27 protein-coding genes are annotated in these 22,367 nt (G+C 70.7%); 17 read left to right on the top strand and 10 right to left on the bottom strand.

The genetic code is table 11. From position 1 onward, the window contains the following. The first annotated feature begins 137 nt into the window (after nt 1-137). Nucleotides 138-1,349 (top strand): Rv3212 family protein, encoded by a 1,212-nt coding sequence (locus AC30CM_RS23655; protein ID WP_490119354.1) that lies wholly within the window; start codon nt 138-140, stop codon nt 1,347-1,349. 4 nt (nt 1,350-1,353) lie between these two features. Here AC30CM_RS23655 and AC30CM_RS23650 read toward each other — a convergent pair whose 3' ends face one another. Beyond that, complete coding sequence (locus tag AC30CM_RS23650; RefSeq protein ID WP_490119353.1) at nt 1,354-2,166, bottom strand: ParA family protein; 813 nt, start codon at nt 2,164-2,166, stop codon at nt 1,354-1,356. A gap of 54 nt (nt 2,167-2,220) precedes the next feature. Here AC30CM_RS23650 and AC30CM_RS23645 point away from each other — a divergent pair, with 54 nt between their 5' ends. Genes AC30CM_RS23645 through AC30CM_RS23635 form a run of 3 tightly spaced genes read left to right on the top strand, consistent with a single transcriptional unit; the run spans nt 2,221 to nt 4,443 of the window. Next, nucleotides 2,221-2,832: an acid phosphatase gene (locus AC30CM_RS23645; protein WP_490119352.1), complete on the top strand. Its 612-nt coding sequence runs from the start codon at nt 2,221-2,223 to the stop codon at nt 2,830-2,832. Further along, a complete protein-coding gene (locus tag AC30CM_RS23640; RefSeq protein WP_490119355.1) occupies nt 2,829-3,923 on the top strand; it encodes an isochorismate synthase in 1,095 nt (364 codons plus the stop codon). The genes AC30CM_RS23645 and AC30CM_RS23640 overlap by 4 nt, the downstream gene beginning before the upstream one ends. Nucleotides 3,924-3,960: 37 nt before the next feature. After that, nucleotides 3,961-4,443 carry a GNAT family N-acetyltransferase gene (locus AC30CM_RS23635; protein WP_490119351.1) on the top strand — a complete coding sequence of 161 codons (483 nt, stop codon included), beginning with the start codon at nt 3,961-3,963 and terminating at the stop codon, nt 4,441-4,443. Here AC30CM_RS23635 and AC30CM_RS23630 read toward each other — a convergent pair. After that, nucleotides 4,395-4,823, bottom strand: coding sequence for a hypothetical protein (locus AC30CM_RS23630; RefSeq protein WP_490119350.1), 429 nt, complete (start codon nt 4,821-4,823; stop codon nt 4,395-4,397). The two genes, AC30CM_RS23635 and AC30CM_RS23630, sit on opposite strands and share 49 nt — an antisense overlap. A gap of 42 nt (nt 4,824-4,865) precedes the next feature. On the opposite strand from AC30CM_RS23630, the gene AC30CM_RS23625 reads away from it, so the two are divergent. Together AC30CM_RS23625 and AC30CM_RS23620 are read left to right on the top strand one after the other, a co-directional pair. After that, nucleotides 4,866-5,834 carry a diacylglycerol/lipid kinase family protein gene (locus tag AC30CM_RS23625; RefSeq protein ID WP_490119349.1) on the top strand — a complete coding sequence of 323 codons (969 nt, stop codon included), beginning with the start codon at nt 4,866-4,868 and terminating at the stop codon, nt 5,832-5,834. 293 nt (nt 5,835-6,127) lie between these two features. Continuing rightward, on the top strand, nt 6,128-6,382 hold the full coding sequence (locus AC30CM_RS23620; protein WP_490119348.1) for a WhiB family transcriptional regulator: 255 nt from the start codon (nt 6,128-6,130) through the stop codon (nt 6,380-6,382). A 91-nt stretch (nt 6,383-6,473) separates the two neighbouring features. Here AC30CM_RS23620 and AC30CM_RS23615 read toward each other — a convergent pair whose 3' ends face one another. Continuing rightward, on the bottom strand, nt 6,474-7,970 hold the full coding sequence (locus tag AC30CM_RS23615; RefSeq protein WP_490119347.1) for a sensor histidine kinase: 1,497 nt from the start codon (nt 7,968-7,970) through the stop codon (nt 6,474-6,476). Between the two features lie 26 nt (nt 7,971-7,996). Further along, nucleotides 7,997-8,212 (bottom strand): biotin/lipoyl-binding carrier protein, encoded by a 216-nt coding sequence (locus AC30CM_RS23610; protein ID WP_490119346.1) that lies wholly within the window; start codon nt 8,210-8,212, stop codon nt 7,997-7,999. Between the two features lie 163 nt (nt 8,213-8,375). Here AC30CM_RS23610 and AC30CM_RS23605 point away from each other — a divergent pair, with 163 nt between their 5' ends. Further along, on the top strand, nt 8,376-8,450 hold the full coding sequence (locus AC30CM_RS23605; RefSeq protein ID WP_011728008.1) for a 50S ribosomal protein bL37: 75 nt from the start codon (nt 8,376-8,378) through the stop codon (nt 8,448-8,450). Nucleotides 8,451-8,507: 57 nt separating this feature from the next. On the opposite strand, the gene rsrA is transcribed toward AC30CM_RS23605, so the two are convergent. Next, nucleotides 8,508-8,819 (bottom strand): mycothiol system anti-sigma-R factor, encoded by a 312-nt coding sequence (rsrA, locus tag AC30CM_RS23600; RefSeq protein ID WP_490119345.1) that lies wholly within the window; start codon nt 8,817-8,819, stop codon nt 8,508-8,510. Further along, on the bottom strand, nt 8,816-9,589 hold the full coding sequence (locus AC30CM_RS23595; RefSeq protein ID WP_490119344.1) for a sigma-70 family RNA polymerase sigma factor: 774 nt from the start codon (nt 9,587-9,589) through the stop codon (nt 8,816-8,818). The genes rsrA and AC30CM_RS23595 overlap by 4 nt, the downstream gene beginning before the upstream one ends. Before the next feature lie 140 nt (nt 9,590-9,729). Between AC30CM_RS23595 and AC30CM_RS23590 the strand changes: the two genes are divergently transcribed. The 3 genes from AC30CM_RS23590 to AC30CM_RS23580 are packed head-to-tail and all read left to right on the top strand — an operon-like array spanning nt 9,730 to nt 11,861. Then, a complete protein-coding gene (locus AC30CM_RS23590; protein WP_490119343.1) occupies nt 9,730-10,227 on the top strand; it encodes a YbaK/EbsC family protein in 498 nt (165 codons plus the stop codon). 9 nt (nt 10,228-10,236) lie between these two features. Further along, nucleotides 10,237-11,088 carry an SDR family oxidoreductase gene (locus AC30CM_RS23585; protein ID WP_490119342.1) on the top strand — a complete coding sequence of 284 codons (852 nt, stop codon included), beginning with the start codon at nt 10,237-10,239 and terminating at the stop codon, nt 11,086-11,088. After that, nucleotides 11,085-11,861 (top strand): class I SAM-dependent methyltransferase, encoded by a 777-nt coding sequence (locus AC30CM_RS23580; RefSeq protein ID WP_490119341.1) that lies wholly within the window; start codon nt 11,085-11,087, stop codon nt 11,859-11,861. Before AC30CM_RS23585 ends, AC30CM_RS23580 begins: the two co-directional genes overlap by 4 nt. A gap of 1 nt (nt 11,862) precedes the next feature. Here AC30CM_RS23580 and AC30CM_RS23575 read toward each other — a convergent pair whose 3' ends face one another. The 3 genes from AC30CM_RS23575 to AC30CM_RS23565 are packed head-to-tail and all read right to left on the bottom strand — an operon-like array spanning nt 11,863 to nt 14,957. Next, on the bottom strand, nt 11,863-12,594 hold the full coding sequence (locus AC30CM_RS23575; RefSeq protein WP_490119340.1) for a YqjF family protein: 732 nt from the start codon (nt 12,592-12,594) through the stop codon (nt 11,863-11,865). A gap of 3 nt (nt 12,595-12,597) precedes the next feature. Then, nucleotides 12,598-14,145: a DUF7782 domain-containing protein gene (locus AC30CM_RS23570; protein ID WP_490119339.1), complete on the bottom strand. Its 1,548-nt coding sequence runs from the start codon at nt 14,143-14,145 to the stop codon at nt 12,598-12,600. Next, the gene (locus tag AC30CM_RS23565) at nt 14,142-14,957 is read right to left on the bottom strand and encodes an SOS response-associated peptidase (RefSeq protein ID WP_490119338.1); all 816 of its coding nucleotides are present in this window, start codon (nt 14,955-14,957) and stop codon (nt 14,142-14,144) included. Before AC30CM_RS23565 ends, AC30CM_RS23570 begins: the two co-directional genes overlap by 4 nt. A 66-nt stretch (nt 14,958-15,023) precedes the next feature. Between AC30CM_RS23565 and aroA the strand changes: the two genes are divergently transcribed. The 5 genes from aroA (at nt 15,024) to AC30CM_RS23540 (ending at nt 19,908) form a co-directional block, all read left to right on the top strand. After that, entirely contained in the window at nt 15,024-16,343 is a 1,320-nt protein-coding gene (gene aroA / locus AC30CM_RS23560; protein ID WP_490119337.1) for a 3-phosphoshikimate 1-carboxyvinyltransferase, read from the top strand. Continuing rightward, complete coding sequence (rsgA, locus tag AC30CM_RS23555; protein ID WP_490119336.1) at nt 16,340-17,320, top strand: ribosome small subunit-dependent GTPase A; 981 nt, start codon at nt 16,340-16,342, stop codon at nt 17,318-17,320. The genes aroA and rsgA overlap by 4 nt, the downstream gene beginning before the upstream one ends. Nucleotides 17,321-17,413: 93 nt before the next feature. Continuing rightward, on the top strand, nt 17,414-18,565 hold the full coding sequence (locus AC30CM_RS23550; RefSeq protein WP_490119335.1) for a cation:proton antiporter domain-containing protein: 1,152 nt from the start codon (nt 17,414-17,416) through the stop codon (nt 18,563-18,565). 205 nt (nt 18,566-18,770) lie between these two features. Then, nucleotides 18,771-19,136 carry a hypothetical protein gene (locus tag AC30CM_RS23545; RefSeq protein WP_490119334.1) on the top strand — a complete coding sequence of 122 codons (366 nt, stop codon included), beginning with the start codon at nt 18,771-18,773 and terminating at the stop codon, nt 19,134-19,136. Nucleotides 19,137-19,209: 73 nt separating this feature from the next. Beyond that, nucleotides 19,210-19,908 carry a class I SAM-dependent DNA methyltransferase gene (locus AC30CM_RS23540; protein WP_490119333.1) on the top strand — a complete coding sequence of 233 codons (699 nt, stop codon included), beginning with the start codon at nt 19,210-19,212 and terminating at the stop codon, nt 19,906-19,908. Here AC30CM_RS23540 and AC30CM_RS23535 read toward each other — a convergent pair. Next, the gene (locus AC30CM_RS23535) at nt 19,897-20,049 is read right to left on the bottom strand and encodes a hypothetical protein (RefSeq protein WP_490119332.1); all 153 of its coding nucleotides are present in this window, start codon (nt 20,047-20,049) and stop codon (nt 19,897-19,899) included. The genes AC30CM_RS23540 and AC30CM_RS23535 overlap by 12 nt on opposite strands. A gap of 232 nt (nt 20,050-20,281) precedes the next feature. Between AC30CM_RS23535 and AC30CM_RS23530 the strand changes: the two genes are divergently transcribed. Both AC30CM_RS23530 and AC30CM_RS23525 read left to right on the top strand, forming a co-directional pair. Continuing rightward, entirely contained in the window at nt 20,282-21,439 is a 1,158-nt protein-coding gene (locus tag AC30CM_RS23530; protein ID WP_490119331.1) for a transporter substrate-binding domain-containing protein, read from the top strand. Between the two features lie 40 nt (nt 21,440-21,479). Further along, a complete protein-coding gene (locus AC30CM_RS23525; RefSeq protein ID WP_490119330.1) occupies nt 21,480-22,322 on the top strand; it encodes an aldo/keto reductase in 843 nt (280 codons plus the stop codon). Nucleotides 22,323-22,367: the final 45 nt, after the last annotated feature.

Genomic DNA, 22,367 nt, shown 5'->3' with positions numbered 1-22,367 from the left:
CAGTGCGCGCCGGCGACGCGGACGCCCCCGCCGAGGCAGGCGAGTCCGGCAGCCGCTCGGGTGCCCGTCGCCGCCGTCGCCGCCGCAGCAACGCCTCCGCCGCCGCGCCGACCTCCGGGTAGACCGACGCACCTTCGATGATCAAACCGGAACGCCGCACCAAGGGCGACGTGCTGGCGGCCGTCGCGATCGTGATCGCGATCGCGGTGGCCGCAGGCGCGATCTGGTGGACCAGCGACGCCCGCGCCACCATCAGCACACCGGCCGCCGCGCCGGTGCCCGCGCTCAAGACCGCGCGCGAGGTACCGGCGGCCCTACGGCAACTGTGGACGGCCGCCAGCCCCGACACCACGCGACCCGTCCTGGCGGGCGGCAGCGTGGTCACCGGGTCCGGCACCACCGTCGACGGTCGCGACCCCGCGACCGGCGACGTGCTGTGGAGTTACGCCCGCGACGTCGACCTCTGCGGCGTCACCTCGGTCTACGACAAGGCCGTCGCGGTCTATCCCGACTCCCGCGGATGTGGTCAGGTAACCACCATCGACGGCAAGACCGGCCGACGCGACGCGACGCGCAGCGCCTACGCCGACCGCACCGTCACGTTGTCCAGCGACGGCACCTCGGTGCTGTCGGCCGGGGAGAACCGACTGGAACTGTGGCGCTCGGACATGGTGCGCATGATCAGCTGGGGTGCGCTCGACGCCCGCCTCAAGCCCGAGGTACCGCACGAACCGCTGTGCCGGATGACCTCGGCGGCGTCCAGCACGGCACTGGTGGCCATCACCGAGGCCTGCCCCGGCGAACCCAACGCGAGGCTGACGCTGCTCAAGCCCGCCGACGAGGAAGACGAACCGGAGTCGAAGTTCGTCGAGCTGCCGGGGGTGCCCGCAGACTCGGACGCCCGCGTGGTGGCGGTGTCCGACACCTACACCGCGCTGTACGTGCCGACACCGCAACCGACCGTCCGGGTCGTCGACGACACCGGGACGACGATCGCCAGCACGCTGCTCCCCCGCCCCGCGAGCCCGCAGGCCAAGGCGACCAGCAGCGGCAACGTCGTCACGTGGTGGACGGGCGACTCCGTGATGGTGTTCGAGGCCAGCGGTCTGCGCTACCGGTTCACCGTGAACCCCGTCGGCGGGCAGGCACCCGTCGGGCCGGGAGTGGTGATGGCGGGCAAGCTGCTGGTGCCCGTCACCGCAGGCTACGACGTCTTCGACCCCGTGACCGGCACCGGTGAACGCCACATCGAGCTGTCCCGGACGGCATCGCAGGATCCCGTCGTGCCCGCCGTCGCCGGGTCCGAGCTGCTCGAGCAGCGCGGCGCCACGCTGGTGGCGCTGGGCTGACGCGTCAAACCTCCGGCGTGTAGGCAGGCAGCGCCGTGCCCGACTCCCAGTGCGCGAGCAGCGACTCGGCCAGCTCGCGGTAGGCGCCGGCCCCCTTGTTCTTGCGACCCGTGAGCACCGACGCGCCCGACGCACTGGCCTCCGCGAAGCGCACCGTTCGCGGAATCGGCGGGGCGAGCACCACCAGCCCGTAGCGGTCGGCCACGTCGAACAGCACGTCGCGGCTGTGTGTCGTCCGCGAGTCGTACAGGGTGGGCAGCGCGCCCAGCAGCGTCAGATCCGCGTTGGTGATCTGCTGCACGTCGTTCACGGTGCGCAGGAACTGGCCGACGCCGCGATGGGCCAACGTCTCGCACTGCAGCGGCACGATGACGTCGTCGGCTGCGGTCAACCCGTTGAGCGTCAGCACGCCCAGCGACGGCGGGCAGTCGATCACGACGACGTCGAAGCCGTCCTGGCCCTCCCCCGCCTCGGTCACCTTCGCCAACGCGCGCTTGAGCGCGTACTCGCGTCCCGCCCGCATGAGCAGCATGGCCTCGGCACCCGCCAGGTCGATGTTGGCGGGCAGCAGCGTCATGCCCTCGGTGGTGGGAACCAGCGCAGCGCTGGGCTCGACGTCGCCGAGCAGCACCTCGTGCACCGACACGGCGAGCTTGTCGGGGTCCTGTCCCAACGAGAAGGTCAGACAGCCCTGCGGGTCCAGGTCGACGAGCAGGACGCGCTTGCCCAGCTCCGTCATCGCCGCGCCCAACGACGCCACCGTCGTGGTCTTGGCCACCCCACCCTTTTGATTGGCGACCGCCAGTACGTGCGTCACGACACCATCCAAGCACGGGAGCCCGAAATGGGGGCGTGCGGCACAATCGCGGATGTGACTGTCGAACGGCATCGCCTGATCCTGCTGCGCCACGGCGAGACGGAATGGTCCAAGTCGGGTCGCCACACCGGGCGTACCGACCTCGAACTCACCGACGAGGGCCGCAGGCAGGCCAAGCTGGCGGCCGAAGCGCTCGCCGAACTCCGCCTGGAGGATCCCCTGGTACTCGCGAGCCCGCGCGTGCGCGCGGTGGCGACCGCGGAGTTGGCCGGGTTGCGCGTCGACGAGGTGACGCCGCTGCTCGCCGAATGGGACTACGGCGACTACGAGGGCCTCACCACGCCGCAGATCCGCGAACGGGTGCCGGACTGGATGGTGTGGACCCACGGCTGCCCCGGTGGCGAGAGCGTCGCCGACGTGACCGTGCGCGCCGACCGCGCCGTCGGCACCGCGCTCGGGCACATGGTGGAGCGCGACGTGGTGTTCGTCGGCCACGGCCACTTCTCCCGTTCCGTGCTGTCGCGGTGGATCGAGCTACCCGTCGCCCAGGGCATCCGGCTGGCGATGGTGCCCGCGGGCATCGCGGTGTGCGGGTTCGAACACGGGGTCCGCCAGGTCAGCGCGCTGGGGCTCACGGGGCATTCCAACCCGTGCCTGCCGGCCTGATGGCCGATCCCACGTTCGTCCTGCACGGGCCGGACGGCACCGTCGTCGCCGACGGCAGCGACGGCGCATACCCACGGATCGACGATGCGCGGGCGGCGCTGGCGTCGGGCGCCGCCCCGATCGTCGTCGGCGCCCTGCCGTTCGACCTGACCCGACCGGCCGCACTGGTCCGGCCGGCACGGATCCGGTTCGACGCCGGGTTGCCCGCCCCCTGCGACACGCCGCCGCCGGTGGTCCGCGTCGACCGCGAGATCCCCGCGCCGCAGGAACACCGCCGACGCGTCGCGGCCGCCCTGCTGCGGCTGCGCGATCCGGCCGCAGGCCTGCACAAGGTGGTCCTGGCGCGCGCCCTGCGACTGGTCGCCGATGCTCCCCTGGACGTTGCGAACCTGCTGCACGTTCTCGCCGAAGACCCCACGGCCACGACGTATTTCGTCGATCTGACGGCTGCCGGGGACCGGTTCCGCGGCACCGCGCTGGTGGGCGCGAGCCCGGAGTTGCTGGTGGCCCGCCGCGGCGACGTGGTCACGTGCCGACCGTTCGCCGGGTCGGCGCCACGATCACCGGATCCGGCCGTCGACGCCGCCAACGGACGGGCCCTGGCGGCGTCGGCGAAGAACCGGCACGAGCACCAGCTGGTGGTCGACGCGATGCGCGAGGCGTTGGAACCGCTGTGCACCGACGTCACCATCGCACCGACCCCGGAACTCAGCCGCACCGCCGCCGTCTGGCACCTGAACACCCCGATCCGCGCGTCCCTGCGCCAATCGTCCACCACCGCCTTGGATCTGGCGGTGGCGCTGCACCCGACGCCGGCCGTCGGCGGAGTCCCCGCGCTGGCCGCGACGGAACTGATCCGCGACATCGAGGGCGACCGTGGGTTCTACGCCGGGGCCGTCGGGTGGTGCGCCGCCAACGGGGACGGCCGCTGGGTGGTCTCGATCCGCTGCGCCGAACTGTCCCCCGACCGCCGCGTGGCCGACGCCCGGGCCGGCGGCGGTATCGTCGCCGAGTCGGATCCCGACGAGGAACTGGCAGAGACGATCACGAAGTTCCGCACCATCGCCACGGCGTTGGGCGTGCGACTGTGATCGACGCGAACACCATCGAGGGCCGAACGGAGCACCCATGACCATCAGCATCCGGCCTGCGCGGCCAGGCGACGAGGCCGACCTGGTCTCGATGATTCGCGAACTGGCCGACTTCGAGAACGCGCTCGACCAGTGCACGGTCACCGAAACGCTGTTGACCACGGCCCTGTTCGGCGAGCAGCCCGCGGCGTCGGCGTTCGTGGCGGAGGTCGACGGCCGCGCCGCGGCGTGCGCCCTGTGGTACCGCACCTTCTCGACGTGGGACGGCGTCGCGGGCGTGTACCTCGAAGACCTGTTCGTGCGCCCCGACTTTCGTCGGCTGGGACTGGCTCGCCGCCTGCTGAGCACGCTGGCCCAGGTGTGCACCGCCAACGGCTACACCCGGCTGGAGTGGGCCGTGCTCGACTGGAACGTCAACGCCATCGCCCTCTACGACGCGGTGGGCGGCGTGCAGCAGAACGAGTGGATTCGCTACCGGGTGTCGGGCTCGGAGTTGTCGGCGCTGGCCGAATCGTCTTGACCGGCATACCAATTCACCGCTGACCGACTGAACAACGACACCAGGGTGGCGACGGCGGCGAAGGCCACCGGGACGCCCAGCAGCCACTGCGCCGAACCGATGGCCATGTAGTAGGACACCGGCAGCAACAGCAGTTGGGCGAACACGGCGATGCCGCGGCCCCACCGCCGCCCGGTGAGCAGCGCCCACGACGACGCAGCGACCGCCGACCCCATGACCGCGAACCACCCGGCGGTCCCCAGACCGTTGAAGCCCGCGATCGAGCCCGATCCGCGGAAGTAGAACGCCGCCTCGGCGACCGCCATGGCCAGCAGCGCGGCGGCCTCGACGCCCACGATCACGCCGGCCCGGCGCACCGCCGGTGGAGAGGGAACCGTCACGCAGGACAGCGTAGAGCCTGACGATGGCTAGGCTGAGTGCCCGTGCGTGCCGTGCTGATCGTGAACCCGAACGCAACGTCGACGACGCCCGCTGGGCGGGATCTGCTGGCCCATGCGCTCGAAAGCCGCGTCGACCTGACCGTGATGCACACCGATCATCGCGGCCACGCCATCGAGATCGCGGCCGACGCGGCGCGGGACGGCGTCGACGTGGTGATCGTGCACGGCGGCGACGGCACGGTGAACGAGGTGGTCAACGGCATCTTGGGCCCGTGTGGCCCGCAGCGCGCCGTACCCGACCCGAACGCACCCGCCGTCGGCGTGGTGCCCGGCGGGTCGGCCAACGTGTTCGCCAGGGCCCTGGGCATCAGTTCCGACCCCGTCGAGGCGACCAATCAGCTCGTCGACCTGCTGAGCGCCCGCCGCGGCGGCGCCGCGTGGCGGCGCATCGGCCTGATGGACTGCGGCGAGAGGTGGGGTGTGTTCACCGCGGGGATGGGCGTCGACGGCGCCGTCGTGGCCGCCGTCGAGCGCCAACGCGAACGCGGCCGGGCCGTCACGGCGGGGCGCTACATCCGCGTCGCCGTGCGGGAGGTGCTGGCCAGCGCCCGCAAGGAACCGTCGCTGACCCTGCACCTGCCCGACCGCGAACCGGTGACGGGCGTGCACTTCGCGTTCGTGTCGAACTCCAGCCCGTGGACCTACGCCAACACCCGCCCGGTGTGGACCAACCCGACGACCACGTTCGACACCGGGCTGGGCGTCTTCGCCACCACCAGCATGAACGTGTGGGCCAACCTCAAGTTGGTGCGCCGCATGGTGGCGCGCACCCCGCGCATCGAGGCCCCCCACCTGATCCGCGAGGACGACCTGGCCTGGATCACGGTGACCGCGGATGCGCCGGTGCCGTGCCAGATCGACGGCGACTACGTGGGGACGCGCGAGTCCGTGACCTTCACCTCGGTGCCGGACGCCCTCGGCGTGGTGGCGCCGCCGCCGGAAACTCGCTGACGCCGGCCAAAGGCTACTGAACTGTGACTTTGCTTGCAGAGCGCCTGATTTAGGGCGCAAGCGGAATCAGTGTAGTACAACGGATTGAGGGCACTGCCAACGCGGTGCCACCGGAACACCAAGTGACATTGCACACGTGTCAACGCGCATCCCTTGACTTCCCGTCAGCCTGTGAAAACATCGGATGCAACAACGCAGAAACATTTGTGTGCACGCGTTAACAGCCGAAGACGAAAAAGCTAGTGCGCCGTGCTGTGCGCACGACGTTTTTGAGAACGACAAGGAGTTTGACCATGGATTGGCGGCACAAGGCGGTCTGTCGTGACGAGGACCCGGAACTGTTCTTCCCCGTGGGGAACAGCGGACCGGCTATCGCGCAGATTGCCGACGCGAAGCTGGTCTGCAACCGCTGCCCCGTGACCACCGAGTGCCTGACCTGGGCCTTGGAGTCCGGCCAGGACGCGGGCGTGTGGGGCGGCATGAGCGAGGACGAGCGCCGCGCACTCAAGCGTCGCAACGCGCGCACGAAGGCCCGCACCAGCGTCTGACGCAACAGTCGACACGACGACGGCCCCGGTGACTCCACCGGGGCCGTCGTCGTATGCGGGACCGGTCGCTGGATCCCTACTGCAAGGACCCCTACTGCGTGGTGCGCGATCGTCTGCCGATCGGCACGCGCAGCACCACCTCGGTGCCGCCCTCGGCCGCGTCGTGCATGGTCAGCGAGCCGTCCAACTCCGCGGCGACCAGGGTGCGCACGATCTGGAGGCCCAACCTGTCGGAGCCCTCGAGGGTGAACCCGTCGGGCAGGCCGCGGCCGTCGTCACGCACCACCACGTCGAGCCAGCGGGCGGACCGCTCGGCGCGAATGGTGATGCACCCCTGCGCGGCCGTGTCCTCGTAGGCGTGCTCGATCGCGTTCTGCACCAACTCGGTGACCACCATGACCAATGCGGTCGCGCGGTCGGCGTCGAGCACCCCCAGATCACCGTCGCGCACGATGCGGATGGGCGCGTCGACGGTCGCGACGTCGTTCATGATCGGCACGATCCGGTCCACCACCTCGTCGAGGTTCACCTCTTCGTCGACCGACATCGACAGCGCGTCGTGTACGAGCGCGATCGACGACACCCGGCGCACCGACTCGATGAGCGCCTCGCGTCCCTCGGCGTTGGTCGTCCGACGTGCCTGCAGACGCAGCAGCGCGGCAACGGTCTGCAGGTTGTTCTTCACGCGATGGTGGATCTCACGGATGGTCGCGTCCTTGGACAGCAGGGCGCGGTCGCGGCGCTTGACCTCGGTGACGTCGCGGATGAGCATCGCCGCCCCCGCCGCGGCCCCGTGCACCACCAGCGGCAACGTGCGCAGCAGTACGGCAGCACCGCCGGCGTCGACCTCCAGACGCATGCTGGAGCCGCCTTCGAGCGAGTCGCGCACGTGTTTCGCCAGCTCCTGGGCCTCGAACGGGTCGGAGATCAACGGCCGCGTGACGCTGACCAGATCGTGGCCCTCCAGCTCTGCGGGCAGGCCCATGCGGTGATAGGCCGAGATGGCGTTGGGGCTCGCGAACACCACCACGCCCTCACCGTCCAACCGGATGAACCCATCCCCGACACGGGGGCTGGACCGCGACATCGCCACGTCCCCGACGTTGGGGAACGTGCCCTCCGACAGCATGTGCAACAGGTTGCGGGCGCAATCCAGGTACGCGCGCTCCAGGGGGCTGGCCTTGCGCGCATCGGCCAGCGCGGTCTGATGGGTCAGCACGGCCACCACGCGGTTGCCGTGCCGCACCGGGACGGCCTCGGTGTCCAGCCACCCCGTGTCGGCGTGCTCCTGGCGGGAATCGCTCTCGCGGCCGATGTGCCCGGACGCGAACGCGTCGGTGACGACGGGCATGGCGTCCGGTTGGTTCTGCGTCCCGACGGCGTCGGCGAGCAACACCGTCGACGCGGTGTTGGGCCGGACCTGCGCGACGCACACCAGCACGCCGTCGTCGCGACGCACCCACATCAGGTAGTCGGCGAACGACAGGTCCGCCAGCAGCTGCCACTCCCCGACCACGGCGTGCAGGTGGTCGACGGCGCTGCCGGGCAGCATCGTGTGCTCGGCGAGCAGGTCACCGAGGGTCGACACGGGTGGACTCCGGAGGCTCGACGTGCCTAGCTGATGACGGCGATGAGGTCGCCTGCCTGGATGACGTCGCCGACGGAGACGTTGACCGACGAGATGGTGCCTGCCACTTCGGCGATGACGGGGATCTCCATCTTCATCGACTCCAGCAGCACGAGCGTGTCGCCTGCGCCGATCTGGTCGCCTTCGCTGACCACGACCTCCAGCACGCTGGCCACGATCTCGGCGCGAACGTCCTCGGCCATCTTCAACTCCACTCGTCTCGACTGTCCCCAAGAATCGGGGACTCCATCGAACCACATGCGCCCGCCGACGACGCATTGGAACTCACCCCCGCTGCCGTGCGACACTGTGGGGCGACGTAGTCGACGCAAGCAGCATCTTCGACATCCCGATGGAGGAACCACCATGGCCAAGCGTGGCCGCAAGAAGCGCGATCGCAAGCACTCGAAGGCGAACCACGGCAAGCGCCCCAACGCCTGACCTACGAGCGCATACCAAGACGGCGGCCCGATGGGCCGCCGTCTTCGTCTGTCTGGCTCAGCCGCGGATGATCGTGGTGCGGCTGATCTCGACGCGCAGCCGCTGCCGCAGCGACTCCGGCGCCCGCTCACCGCTGCACTTGGTGGCGATGAGCCGCTTCACGCGCTCCTCGACGCCGTAGTGCCGCAGGCACGTGGGGCATTCCTCGAGGTGCTGCTTGAGCTTGTCGCGCGTCTGCTCGGTGCACTCGCCGTCCAGCAGCGTCCATACCTCGGCGATCACCGAGGCACACTCCGGGTGCTCGGGGTCGACGGGACCGATGGGCGGCGTGAAGTCGTGGCCCTCCGGACGCTCGAATCCTTCACTCATGACGTGACCTCCTCGGGTTCCCCGAGCTGCTGTCCTCGAATGAAACCGCGATCCTTGGCGACGTCGGCCAACAGCTCGCGGAGCTGCTTGCGGCCACGGTGCAGCCGCGACATGACGGTACCGATCGGGGTGTCCATGATCTCGGCGATCTCCTTGTAGGGGAACCCCTCGACATCGGCGTAGTAGACCGCCATGCGAAATTCTTCGGGCAGCGCCTGCAGCGCGGCCTTGATCTCGGTGTCCGGCAGGGCCTCGAGGGCCTCCACCTCGGCCGATCGCAACCCCGTCGACGAGTGCTCGGCGTTGGCCGCCAGCTGCCAATCGGTGATCTCGTCGGTGGGGTACTCGGCCGGTTGCCGCTGCTTCTTGCGGTAACTGTTGATGTAGGTGTTGGTCAGGACGCGGTACAGCCAGGCCTTGAGGTTGGTGCCCTCGCGGAACGACCGGAAGCCGGCATACGCCTTGACCATGGTCTCCTGCAGCAGGTCCTCGGCATCGGCGGGATTGCGGGTCATTCGCAGCGCACCGCCGTAGAGCTGGTCGAGCAGCGGGATCGCATCGCGCTCGAACCGCGCCGTCAACTCGGCGTCGGTCTCCTCGGACCTCGCCTCGGACTTCGCGTCGGACTTCGCCTCGGACCGCACATCCGTGACCGGAGCATCGCCGGATGCCACGCTCGAGTCAGTCATCTCGATGGACACCGTCCCTTCTATCGCGGCGACCACCGGGTCCAGCAGAACCGCCGGACGCTCCAAGCATGCCGTTGGCACCAAAGGTCACCTTTCGTCGATCCTAGTTGCCGCGTCCGACACCGCGCGATGGCTCGAGCGGACGTCGGGGGACTCGTTGCTCCGCCCCTAACAACCGCGGGTACGGCGCGGCTCATTCCCCGCGACACTAGGGTGAGCCGGTGGCACGTACGGCACGGTCGGCAACCCCGGCGATCTCCACCCTGGTCACCGCGGGCGTCGCCCACGAGGTGGTGAAGTACCACCACGACCCGCGCGCCGAGTCCTTCGGCGACGAGGCGGCCGCCGAGTTGGCGGGCGCAGGCTTCGCCGCGGCCCAGATCTTCAAGACCCTCGTCATCGCACTGCCCGCAGGATTGGGCGTCGCAGTGGTCCCCGTGCCGTCGAAGCTGTCGCTGAAGGCCGCCGCCGCGGCGCTGGGCGCCGCCAAGGCCGAGTTGGCCGACCCCGCCGCCGCGCAACGCGCCACCGGCTACGTCCTGGGCGGCATCTCACCGCTGGGCCAGCGCAAGCAACTCCCCACCGTCGTCGACGTCTCGGCGCTGCAGTGGGACCGCGTGCTGTGCAGCGCGGGCAAGCGCGGCGTGGACGTTGCGTTGGCACCCGAAGATCTGGTCCGACTGACCGATGCCGTCACCGCCGACATCCGCGCTGTCTAGGGTTGCCCCATGACGCTGCACGGAAAGACCATGTTCATCTCCGGCGCGAGCCGCGGCATCGGCCTGGCCATCGCCAAGCGCGCCGCCGCCGACGGCGCCAACGTCGCCCTGATCGCCAAGACCGCCGAACCCCACCCCAAGCTCGAGGGCACCGTGTACACCGCGGCCAAGGAGATCGAGGAGGCCGGCGGGCAGGCGCTGCCCATCGTCGGCGACATCCGCGACGGCGACTCGGTGGCGGACGCGGTGGCGCAGACCGTCGACCGGTTCGGCGGGATCGACATCTGCGTGAACAACGCCTCGGCGATCAACCTGGGGTCCATCACCGAGGTGCCGCTCAAGCGCTTCGACCTGATGAACGGCATCCAGGTGCGCGGCACCTACACCGTGACGCAGGCGTGCCTGCCCCACATGATGGGCCGCGAGAACCCGCACGTGCTGACGCTGTCGCCGCCCATCCGGCTGGAGTCGCAGTGGCTCAAGCCGACGGCGTACATGATGGCGAAGTTCGGAATGACGTTGTGCGCGTTGGGCGTCGCCGAGGAGATGCGCGAGGCCGGGATCGCGTCGAACACGCTGTGGCCGCGCACGCTGGTGGCCACGGCGGCCGTGCAGAACCTGCTGGGCGGCGACGAGGCCATGGCACGTGCCCGCAAACCCGCCGTCTACGCCGACGCCGCGTACGCCATCCTGACCAAGCCGTCGAGCTACACCGGGCACAGCCTGTTGTGCGAGGACGTGCTGCTGGAGTCCGGTGTCACCGACCTGTCGGTGTATGACTGCGTGCCCGGTTCCGAGCTGGGGGTGGACCTGTGGGTGGACGCCCCGAACCCGCCCGGGTACGGCGCGCGACCGGAGTGAACGCGGCGTCGATCTGGGCGGCAGGCCGGTACGAGTCGGTGGCCGAACGCATCTCCCGCATCGCCGAGGAGGTGGTGGCCGCCGCCGACCGTCGTCGCACGCTGGCCGGTGCCGCCGTGCTCGACCTGGCCTGCGGTACCGGCAGCGCAGCGCTGGCGGCCGCACGCCGGGGGGCACGGGTCACCGGCGTGGACCTGACGCCGGAGCTGCTCGACCAGGCCCGCGCCAAGGCGGGAGACCTCGAGATCACCTGGCACGCGGCCGACGCCGCCGCCACCGGCCTGCCCGCCGCCGGCGCCGACGCGGTGGTGTCCAACATGGGCATCATCTTCGTCGACCCGCTGCGGCAGGTGGCCGAGATCGTGCGCCTGCTCAAACCCGAAGGCGTGCTGGCATTCTCGGCGTGGCAGCGCGGCGGCGACAACCCGCTCTACGATCCGATCGTGGCCGTGCTCGGGGCGCCCCCGCCCCGCGACTTCACGCCCGACCAGTGGGGCGATCCCGAGGTCGTGGCGCGGCGCCTCGCACCGCACTTCGCCGACGTCGTGGTCGAGGTCGGGGTGCTGTCGTGGACGTTCGCCTCGCCGGACGCGGCCATGGCGTTCCTGGAACACGAATCACCCATGCACGTCGACGTATTCGGCCGGGCGTCGGCCGACCAGCGTCGCCGCCTCCGCGACGCGTTCGCCGAGGCCCTGCGCCCCCACGTGAGCGCCTCCGGGGTCGCCTTCGACGCCCGCTACGTGGTGGCCAGCGCGATGCGCCGGCGCTGACTCACGCGACCCGGGCGGGCCCACCGAACCGCGAGTGCACTCCCGGGGAGAACAGGGCCCGCAACGGCGGACCGCACGGCCGGACGCCTGCGGCGGCGACCAGGTCGTCGTGCAGCGACTCGACCTCGGCGTGGTGCAGGGGCCATGCGGCGTGCCGGTTCGGAATCCACCACGTCCGCCCGCCGACCCGGGTGTGGGCACCCCAGCGGGCCGTCAGCCACACCTCCACTGGTGTCGGTTCGACCGGCGCGCCGATGCGGACGGCCACGTGACTGCGCAGACCGGCGTGCGGCCAGCGCCGCCGGCTGTCGTAGGCGATGTGCCCCGCAGACCGCGACACCCGCATCCGGGCCCACGTATACGGCATCCCCAGGCCGAGCCGGGTGACGGGGACGACGGCGGCACGCTCGGTCTCCAGGGACCGGAACAGCACGCCGCGGCGGCCGGCGTCGTCGACGGAGTACAGGCGCACGTTGGTCTCGGCGAAGTGGCCGAAGTACGGCACCCGCAATGCCGAACCGAGCGCGACGTGGCGCATCACGAAGGGCACCAGCCCCACGTAGGTGCGACCCTCGAACACATCCGGTCGAGTGCCCGCCGGAAAGAACCGCGCGACCGCCGCCGGCTCCACCGGCCAGTGCACGAACGTCAGGTCGGCCCAGAACTGGTCGAACAGCACCGGCGCGGGCAACGACGGCGCCTCGACGGGATAGTCGATCAGTTCGGGATGCACCGATCAGCCTGCCTCGTAGAGGATTCCGCGTCCGATGGCCTCGCGCACCACCAGCATCGCGGCCTCGGCGAGCGCGTCGGGATCCACCCCGTGGTGGGCCGCCAGCAACTCGACGAGCATTCCCAGCGGCACCTCGCCGCGGCAGCCGGCGAGCAGCGCCCGCGACACCTCGTCGACGCCGAGGACCGCGGCCGGGCCACCCGGGCGGCGTACCGCGGCGCCCACCACCTGCCACCCGTGCTCCCCGGGTAGCGACTGCTCCTCCAGGATCACCGGCGCCGTCGACAGCCGCGTCGCGAGCAACCGGGCGTCGCTGGTGTCGTGCAGGTACTCCCTGCGGGCGAAGAACGCCTCGACCTCCGGTCCGGTCAGCGCCTCGTCGGCACCGGTGATCTCCTCGAAGACCTGGTCGGGCGGACGCGTCTCGCCGCGCCGCGGGGCACGGACGGTCACCATGCCCATGCCGACCCCCGCGATGCCCTCGGACTCGAACCAGTCCAGCCACCGACCGCCGCGGCGCGCCGCCTCCTGCGGCTGCTCCCCGGCATCGGAGGTCCACAGCGACACGTAGCTCACCGGGTCGGCGAACTCGCGCTGCACCACCCAGGCGTGCAGGCCGGTGCCCGCGAGCCAGCTCCGCACGCGGTCGCGCCACGCCCCGGCCTCGTCGCCGCGGCGCACGATCCAGTTCGCCATGATCTGCGCCGTCCCGCCGGGTTCCAGGTGATCCCCGACGCGCTCGACGAGGTGGCGCGACAGCGCATCGCCGGCCATGCCGGAGTCGCGGTACTCGTAGTCCAGTGCGCCGGTGCCCACCACGAACGGCGGATTCGACACGATCAGGTCGAACCGCTCCCCCGCCACCGGCTCGAACAGGCTGCCGCGGCGCAGATCCCAGGACATCCCGTTGAGCCGGGCCGTGGCCGCGGCCAGCGCGAGCGCACGCTCGTTGGTGTCGGTCGCGACGATCTCCTCGCAGTGGGCGGCCAGGTGCAACGCCTGGATGCCGCAGCCGGTGCCGAGGTCGAGCGCGCGCCCCACGGGTGACCGCACGACGGCCGACGCCAGCGACACCGACGCGCCGCCGATGCCCAGCACGTGATCGGGACGCACCGGACCGGCGCGCAGCGCGGAGTCCTGATCGGAGACCACCAGGAAGTCGCGAGTGCCGTCGCCGTGCGGACGCACGTCGAGTGCGGCCCGCACGGTCGAGGTGTCGACGTCCTCCAGTACCCCGTCCTCCAGTACCCCGTCCTCCAGTACCCCGTCGCCGATCAGGGCCGCGACGCTGGTGGTGGGAAAGACCTCGGCGACCCGCGCGCGATCTTCGTCGGTGCCGAGCAGGAACAGGCGCACGCACGTCGCCAACCGCCGCTGCTCGGGCGCCGCGCGATCGGTGGCCCGCAACGCCGACCACCACAGCCCGCGACTGAACGCGGCACCGGCGTCGGCGCCCAGCAGATCCGCCACGCCCTCGGTGGTGTAGCCGGCCGCCCTCAGGTCCCGCGCCAGCGCGTCCACGACGCCGCCGGTCGCCAGCGGGTGGGTCACAGCAGCGTGCCCTGCTCGCCCGCCGCGTCGCCGGACACGGCCTCGATGAGTTCGGGCCCGTTGTTGCGGACGCTGTTGACCAGCCGCGACACCTCCCGGATCCGGATGCGGTCCAGGTCGCCGTGCCCGCGCAGCAGGCCCTCGTCGATGGGCGCGTCGGGGTCCAGCCAGCGGTCCCAGTCGGCCTCGCTGATGGTCAGCGGCATGCGGTCGTGCACGTCGGCGAGCTGGGCGGCGGCCTCGGTGGTGATGATGGTGCAGCTCAACAGCGGCGTGGCGTTGTCGGCCGCGTCCCCGGCCGCGTTCTTGGCCGCGTTCTTGGGGCGCCACGTCGACCACAGGCCTGCCATGAACAACGGCTCGCCGTCACCGGCGTACATGTAGTACGGCGTCTTGTCGCCCTTGGTGCCCTTCCACTCGTACCAGCCGTCCATCGGCACCAGGCACCGCTTGGACTTGGCCGAGCTGCGGAACGCCGGCGACGACGTCACCTTGTCCGACCGGGCGTTGATGAGCAGCGGACCGGCCTTGGTGTCGGGGCCGCCGTCGGCGGCGGCCTTGGCCCACGGCGGCACCAGGCCCCAGCGCATGGCACGCACGCGCCGCGTCGGGTCGTCGTCGGGCTCGGCGTGCCGCCGCACGACGGTGGCGACGGTGGTGGTGGGTGCCACGTTGTAGTTCGCCCCGTGGTTGGCCCCGGAGTTGGCCCCGCTGCCGCCGCCCTTGCCCGCCTCGGCCGTCGCCTCGTCGATCGCCTTGATCTTCTCGGCGAGCAGGGCCGGGTCGGTGGTCACCGCGAATCGCCCGCACATGGGGTCCATGGTGGCACGCGCGGGGGACACCGGCGGGGCCTGCGCCCGACAAGGCAGGATGGTGACGTGAGCAACCGCGCCGGCGAGGAGCAGTCCGACCACTGGCCCGCACCGACGGCCCCCGCCCCCATCCGCGCGACGGTCGCGGTGCCCGGCTCGAAGTCGCAGACCAACCGCGCCCTGATCCTGGCGGCGCTGGGGACCGGTACCGGGACGTCGACGCTGACGGGTGCGCTGCGCAGCCGCGACACCGATCTGATGATCGACGCCCTGCGCGCACTCGGCGTGACCATCGAGGGCGACGACACCGAGCTGACCGTCGGCGGGGCCATCGACCCGGGTGCCGACGCCCGCGTCGACTGCGGATTGGCGGGTACCGTGCTGCGGTTCGTGCCCGCACTGGCGGGGCTGGGCAGGCAGGTCGTCACGTTCGACGGTGACGAGCAGGCGCGGTCGCGACCCATCGCCCCCCTGCTGGATGCGTTGCGCGACGTGGGCGTCGACGTCGACGGGAACGCGCTGCCGTTCCGGGTGCGCGGCACGGGATCGGTACGGGGCGGCACGGTGCGCATCGACGCCTCCGCGTCGTCGCAGTTCGTGTCGGGGCTGCTGCTGGCGGGGGCGACGTTCACCGATGGTCTCGAGGTGCTGCACACCGGGGAGACGGTGCCGTCGGCCCCCCACGTCGCGATGACGGTCACGATGCTGCGCGACGCCGGGGTGGAGGTCGACGATGCGACGGCCAACCGCTGGCACGTCCGCCCGGGCGCCGTGGCCGCCCGCGACTGGGCCATCGAACCCGACCTGTCCAATGCGGTGCCGTTCTTGGCGGCCGCTCTGGTGACCGGCGGTGCCGTACGCATCACCGGCTGGCCCGCCCACAGCGTGCAGCCGCGCGACGCCGTGGTGGCGCTGCTGCGCACCATGGGCGCCACCGTCACCCTCGGCAGCCACTATCTGGAGGTCGACGGCCCCGACTACGCCTTCGGCGGCTTCGACGTCGACCTCGGCGAGATCGGCGAGCTGGCACCCGCGGTCGCGGCGGTGGCGGCCGTCGCCGAGCCGGGCGAGACGTCGCGGTTGCGCGGCATCGCGCACCTGCGCGGCCACGAGACCGACCGGTTGGCCGCTCTCACCGAGGAGATCAACCGTCTGGGCGGGCGGTGTGAGGAGACCCCCGACGGGTTGACGATCACCGCCACGCCGCTGCACGGTGGGGTGTGGCGGTCGTATGCCGACCATCGGATGGCCACGGCAGGCGCCATCGTCGGTCTGAAGGTGGCGGGCGTGGAGGTCGAGAACATCGCCACCACCGCCAAGACGCTGCCGGACTTCCCGCAGCTGTGGGCCGATCTGCTCGACGGGCAAATCCCCTCGGCGCCTTGAGGACTCGCGAGTACGACGAATCCGACGTCCGGGTGCGGTCCGGACGGGGGTCACGGCCGCGCACCAAGACCCGACCCGAGCATGCCGACGCCCAGCAGGCGATGGTGGTCACGGTGGACCGCGGCCGCTGGGGGTGCGCGCTGGGCCGCGACCCCGACCGCGTGGTCACCGCGATGCGCGCCCGCGAACTGGGCCGCACCCCGATCGTCGTCGGCGACGACGTGGACGTCGTCGGCGACCTGTCGGGCAAGCCCGACACGCTGGCGCGCATCGTGCGGCGCGGGGACCGCCGTACCGTCCTGCGGCGCACCGCCGACGACACCGACCCGACCGAGCGCGTCGTCGTGGCGAACGCCGATCAGCTGCTGATCGTGGTGGCGCTGGCCGATCCCCCACCGCGCACCGGGTTCGTGGAGCGCGCGCTGGTCGCCGCGTACGCCGGTGGGCTGCAACCCATTCTGTGTCTGACCAAGTCCGATCTGGCGCCGCCCGAACCCTTCGCCGAGCAGTTCGCCGGACTGGACCTGACCGTGGTGGCGGCGGGCCGCGACGACGACCTCGACGCCGTCGAGCCGCTGCTGCACGACCGGGTGACGGTATTGCTCGGCCACTCCGGCGTCGGGAAGTCGACGTTGGTCAACCGGGTGGTGCCGGATGCCGACCGGGCCACCGGCGAGGTCTCCGGGGTGGGCAAGGGCAAGCACACGTCGACGCAGTCGGTGGCGCTGCCGCTGGCCGACTCCGGGTGGGTCGTCGACACCCCGGGCATCCGGTCGTTCGGGTTGGCGCACATCGCGCCCGACGACGTCCTGTTGGCGTTCTCGGACCTCGCCGACGCCCTGGAGGACTGTCCGCGCGGCTGCGGGCATCTGGGCCCGCCCGCGGATCCGGAGTGCGCACTCGACGAGCTGCGCGGCCCGGCGGCCGACCGGGTGCGCGCCGCGCGCCACCTGCTCGGGGTGTTGCGGGCCGGCTGAGCGGGCCACGCGGCGACGGCCGGCGTGTCGTCGGGTTGAATACAGCGCGATGGCCGCGTCCGGCAGACGCGTCGAGTGGCGAGGGGATACCTGATGACCGCCGTCCTGCTGATTCTGGCGGGCCCCATGCTGATCTGGGCGCTGTGCCATCGGCGGCTGAAGAGGTACTCGATCACCGGGCCGCTGCTCATGGTGGCTCTCGGCGCGGTCATCGGATGGTTCGTCACCGACGAGAGCACGACGTTCTTCGACTCGAAGATGGCCCTGCTCGCCGCCGAACTCATCTTGGCGCTGCTGCTGTTCGTCGACGCCGTCGAACTGCGTGGATCGCTGCGGTCGCACGCGACCAGCGTCCCGTTGCGCCTGCTCGCGATCGCGCTTCCGCTGTCGCTGGGGCTGGTGCTGCTCGTCGGTCTCTCGTTGCCGCTCGGACTGTCCGTGGTCGCCGTCCTCGCCATCACGTGTCTGGCGGTCCCCGTGGACTTCTCGCCCGAGTTCTCCATCATCCGAGACCGCCGCATACCCGAACGCGTCCGCGGCTGGCTCGCCGTGGAGAGTGGCTACAACGACGGCCTGGTGGCGCCCTTCCTGTTGGCCTCGGTGGCGTTGGCGACCACCACGGGCGATCCCGAACAGCAGGCGCTCGCCGCATTCGCCAAGGCGGCACCGGCCGGCGCGATCGCCATCGGCGTCGGAGCTGCGATCGGCTTCCTCGCAGGATGGCTGTTCCGGGAGGCCGACCGCCGCAAGTGGTCGGACACCCACAGCACGCGCGTCGGCATCTTGGCCTTGCCGTTCTTCACCTTCGCCGTGGCACTCGGCGTGCACGGCAACGGCTTCGTGGCCGCCTTCGTCTGCGGCGTGGCCTTCCGCATCGCCCTGGCGGCCGAGACGTCGGTGCCCGACGACGAGCCGCCTGCGCAGTTCACCTTGGCGCAGGACGTCGCCGGCCTGGTGAATCTCGTGTTGTGGTTGGCGTTCGGCATCGCCGGTGCCATCCTCGTGGTCGGGAACTTCGACTGGTGGCCCGCGATCGTCCTCGCGGCATTCGTCCTCACCCTGGGCCGGATCGTGCCCGTGATGATCTCGATGATCGGTTCGGAACCGACCGGCGCGACGTGGTCTTCATGGCCGTCATGGGGCCAAGGGGTGCCGCCTCCATCGTGTTCGGGCTCATCGCCTACAACGCGCTGCCGACCGCCGACGGCGAGGCCGTTCTCGCCGCCACGTGCATCATCGTGCTGAGCAGCTTGCTGCTGCACGGAGTGGCTGCGCCCCTGATCATCTCGCGTCTCTACGGCCCCGTCCCACCGACGCCTGCAAGGACGGACTGACGGGTCGGGCGCCGGCGACCGTTGCCGCTGCACGGCGATGAAGTCCGTCCAGGTGGATGCCACGTCCGGCCTCGTGGCGGATGGTCCTGGCCCGGATGCGTTGTCACGCTGGTGCCATGTCCGAAACGCAGCAGGCATCCGCGCAGACGCCCATCGTCGCCGCGCCCAGTGCCCCTCCGACGACGCCCCGCTCGGCGCCCTCCACGCGGATCTACCGCATCGCGGCCGGCATGGGAATCGCCGTGGGCGGCGTCGTCATCGCCGGCGCCATCTTCGCACTCGGCCTGTTGGTCGGCAGCCACTCCGGCATGGATCCCGACGACGGCGGTTACGAAGCCGATTGGGACATGGGATCGTTCGACCACGGCGGCGACGAGGCCTGGGGCGGCTGGGTCGGTCCGGGCGACGGTCTGGGAGACGGCCCGGGATCCGGTGGCCCAGCACAGGTGCCGACCGTCGGATCGCCGCCACCAGCCCGCTGACCACGAGCCGGAAGCGCACCGCACGGCGGCGCGCCGTCGTGCGGTGCGGCCCGATTCCAGAACAATGCCGGGTATGGGCCCATGGGACTTCATCGCCGACACGCGGGAGGGTTACGATCGCACGGCGGTGGACTACGCCGAACGATTCCACCACCATCTCGATGCCAAGCCCGTCGACAAGTCGATGATCTCCGCCTTCGCGGATCTGATTCTCGGCGGAGCGAACACGCGCGTCGTGGACGTCGGCTGCGGAACCGGCGCCACCACGGCGATGCTGGCGGCGCGCGGGCTGGACGTCCACGGAATCGACCTGTCTGCGAACATGATCGGCCAGGCCAGGCGCCTCAATCCAGACCTGCGTTTCAGCATCGGGTCCATGGTCGATCTCGACGGGTTGTCCGACGGCAGCGCGGGCGGAGTGTGTGCCTGGTACTCGATCATCCACGTGCCCGACGATCATCTGGCCGGGGTGTTCCACGAATTCCATCGGGTGCTCGAGCCGTCCGGACTGTTGCTGTTGGCGTTTCAGGTGGGTGACGAGCCGCGGGTCCTGACCGAGGCATTCGACCGTCCGGTGTCGCTGACGTTCATCCGACGTCGACCCCGCGACGTCGCAGAAGTCCTCGCCCACGCGGGTTTTCGGATGTATGCCGAGCTGGTGCGGCACCCCGACGGGGATGGCGTGGAATCCACGCCGCAAGCGTTCCTCATCGCCCGCAAGGACGAGAGTGCTCGCGCACACCCGTGCGATCACCTGCCGTCACGCCAGTAGACCCTTCATCCGCAGCAGATGAATGCCGACGACGATGATCGCGGTGATGATGACGGAGACCACCACGACGGCGATCGCGGCGGCGCGGGCGCGGGCCCCCGGGTCCGCGGGTTGCGCGGCCGAGTGATCGGTTCGGTTCACGACATCCAGCATGTCCTCGCGAGAACGCGTGGGCATCACCCATGCGGCGGGTTCGGCCATCCGATCGGTGGGTTCTGAGTCGACGCCTGCCCGGGGGCACCGGCCGCAGCGGTGCGCTGGGACGGTACGGTCGTTGGATCACCTCGACGCACTGGCTGCGACGAACGACGCGATCACCGACCACCACGGTCGCCTGCGTCGTCGGTCGGCGACGAATCGATGAGGAGACGGCGTGCGCTGGTCCGCACTGACGGCAACGGTGTTGTGGTTCAGCATGTTCGGTGCGCTGGCGGCGGGGACGCCGATCGCGAACGCCGCGCCGGAACCGACTCCCGCCCCGGCGCCGGTGACGCCGGGGCGTGCGGTGACCGTCGCGGTGCACACGTTGGCGCCCTTCGTGATGACGACGAGTAGCGGCGCCCTGACCGGGTTCAGCGTCGACCTGTGGAACGAGATCGCCCAACGGCTCGACTACGACACCACCTACGTCGACACCGGCGACGTCGCCGGTCAACTCGCGGCGGTGGCCGACGGGCGCGCCCAGATCGCGGTCGGCGGCATCTCCATCACCGCCGAGCGGGAGAGGTCGTTCGACTTCTCCCAGGCGACGATGGATTCCGGGCTGCAGATCATCGTGCCCGTCGCCGACACGCGGCCGTCGGTCCCCGGTCTGGGCGGCTACCTCGACCTGCTCCTGTCACGCACCATGCTGATCTGGATCGCGGCCGCCGTGATCGTCAGCATCGTGCCGGCCCACGTGTTCTGGATCGTCGAACGGCGCAGCGCGACGCCGGTCGTGTCGCGAAGGTACTGGCCGGGCATCGTCGAGGCGTTCGGCTGGGGCGTGGGTTCACTGGTCGGGCGGCAGAGCACGTCCGCGACGACGACGTGGACCAAGGGACTGGCGATCCTGTGGGGTTTCGCGGCCATCGTGTTCGTATCCTTCTACTCGGCCAATCTCAGCGCGACACTGACGGTGGCGAAGCTCGACGCCAAGATCAGTGGGCCCGCAGACCTGTACGACAAGTCGGTGGCCGTGGTGGCCGGCACCACGGCCGCCCAGTTCCTGCAGGGAATGGGCATCGACGCCACCGAGACCAAGGACATCGAGGACGCCTACGCGCTGCTGCGGGACGACGGCTACGACGCCGTCGTGGGTGACACCCCGGTGCTGCGCTACTACGTGGCTCACCGCGGGGAGGGCGTCGCCGTCATGGCGGGACCGATCTTTCAGGAGGAGGACCAGGGTTTCGTCCTCGCCCTCGACAGCCCGTTGCGCAAGCCCGTGAACCAGACGTTGATCACCATGCGCGAAGACGGCACCTACGCCCTCATCAAGGAGAAGTGGTTCGGCGACGACGTCGCGACCACCGCCGGTGACCTGAACTGAGTGCCGTTTGCGCCGCGCCGACGCTGGGCACGCTGTCCCGGTGACCACTGTTCCCAGCATCGAACTCAACGACGGCGCCCACATCCCCCAGCTCGGGTTCGGCGTCTACCAGGTGAAGCCCGAGGAGACCGCCGACACCGTCCGCACGGCGTTGGAGACCGGCTATCGGCACATCGACACCGCCGAGATGTACGGCAACGAGAAGGGCGTCGGAGAGGGCATCCGCGCCTCGGGCATCGACCGCGGCGACGTCTTCGTGACCAGCAAGCTCAACAACGGCTTCCACGAGCCCGCCGACGCCCGCAAGGCGTTCGACCAGACCCTGGCCGACCTGGGCTTCGACTACGTCGACCTGTTCCTCATCCACTGGCCGCTGCCCACGCTCTACGGTGGCGACTTCGTCTCGACGTGGCGCACGCTCGAGGAGTTCAAGGCCGACGGCCGGGCCCGCAGCATCGGGGTCTCGAACTTCCAGGTGCCGCACCTGGAGCGACTGGCCGCCGAGACCGAGACCGTGCCCGCCGTGAACCAGATCGAGGTGCATCCCTACTTCACCAACGCCGAGGTGCGTCGCTACGGCGCGTCACATGGCATCGTCACCGAGGCCTGGTCGCCCATCGCGCAGGGCAAGGTCCTCGACGACCCGGTGGTCGACGGCATCGCGAAGGCCACCGGCAAGTCACCGGCCCAGGTGGTGTTGCGCTGGCACATCCAGCGCGGTGACGTCATCTTCCCGAAATCGGTGACACCGCAACGCATCAAGGACAACTTCGACATCTTCGACTTCGAGCTGAGCCCCGACGACCTGGATGCGCTCACCGAACTGGACAAGGGTGAGGAAGGCCGCACCGGCCCGAACCCCGACACGTTCGACCGCGCCTGACACCCGACGGCCCTGACACCGAACGGCGGGGCACCCGATGGGGTG

The sequence above is a fragment of the Mycobacterium sp. DHQP2018-32-09 genome (assembly GCF_058148405.1).
This window is presented reverse-complemented; position numbering and strand designations above follow the sequence as displayed.

What these genes read in the sequence shown, in the direction of transcription:
- AC30CM_RS23655 (WP_490119354.1), top strand. Translation starts at nt 138, where the DNA reads ATGATCAAACCGGAACGCCGCACCAAGGGCGACGTGCTGGCGGCCGTC.
- AC30CM_RS23635 (WP_490119351.1), top strand. Translation starts at nt 3,961, where the DNA reads ATGACCATCAGCATCCGGCCTGCGCGGCCAGGCGACGAGGCCGACCTG.
- AC30CM_RS23620 (WP_490119348.1), top strand. Translation starts at nt 6,128, where the DNA reads ATGGATTGGCGGCACAAGGCGGTCTGTCGTGACGAGGACCCGGAACTG.
- AC30CM_RS23610 (WP_490119346.1), bottom strand. Translation starts at nt 8,212, where the DNA reads ATGGCCGAGGACGTTCGCGCCGAGATCGTGGCCAGCGTGCTGGAGGTC.
- rsrA (WP_490119345.1), bottom strand. Translation starts at nt 8,819, where the DNA reads ATGAGTGAAGGATTCGAGCGTCCGGAGGGCCACGACTTCACGCCGCCC.
- AC30CM_RS23585 (WP_490119342.1), top strand. Translation starts at nt 10,237, where the DNA reads ATGACGCTGCACGGAAAGACCATGTTCATCTCCGGCGCGAGCCGCGGC.
- AC30CM_RS23565 (WP_490119338.1), bottom strand. Translation starts at nt 14,957, where the DNA reads ATGTGCGGGCGATTCGCGGTGACCACCGACCCGGCCCTGCTCGCCGAG.
- AC30CM_RS23550 (WP_490119335.1), top strand. Translation starts at nt 17,414, where the DNA reads ATGACCGCCGTCCTGCTGATTCTGGCGGGCCCCATGCTGATCTGGGCG.
- AC30CM_RS23545 (WP_490119334.1), top strand. Translation starts at nt 18,771, where the DNA reads ATGTCCGAAACGCAGCAGGCATCCGCGCAGACGCCCATCGTCGCCGCG.
- AC30CM_RS23540 (WP_490119333.1), top strand. Translation starts at nt 19,210, where the DNA reads ATGGGCCCATGGGACTTCATCGCCGACACGCGGGAGGGTTACGATCGC.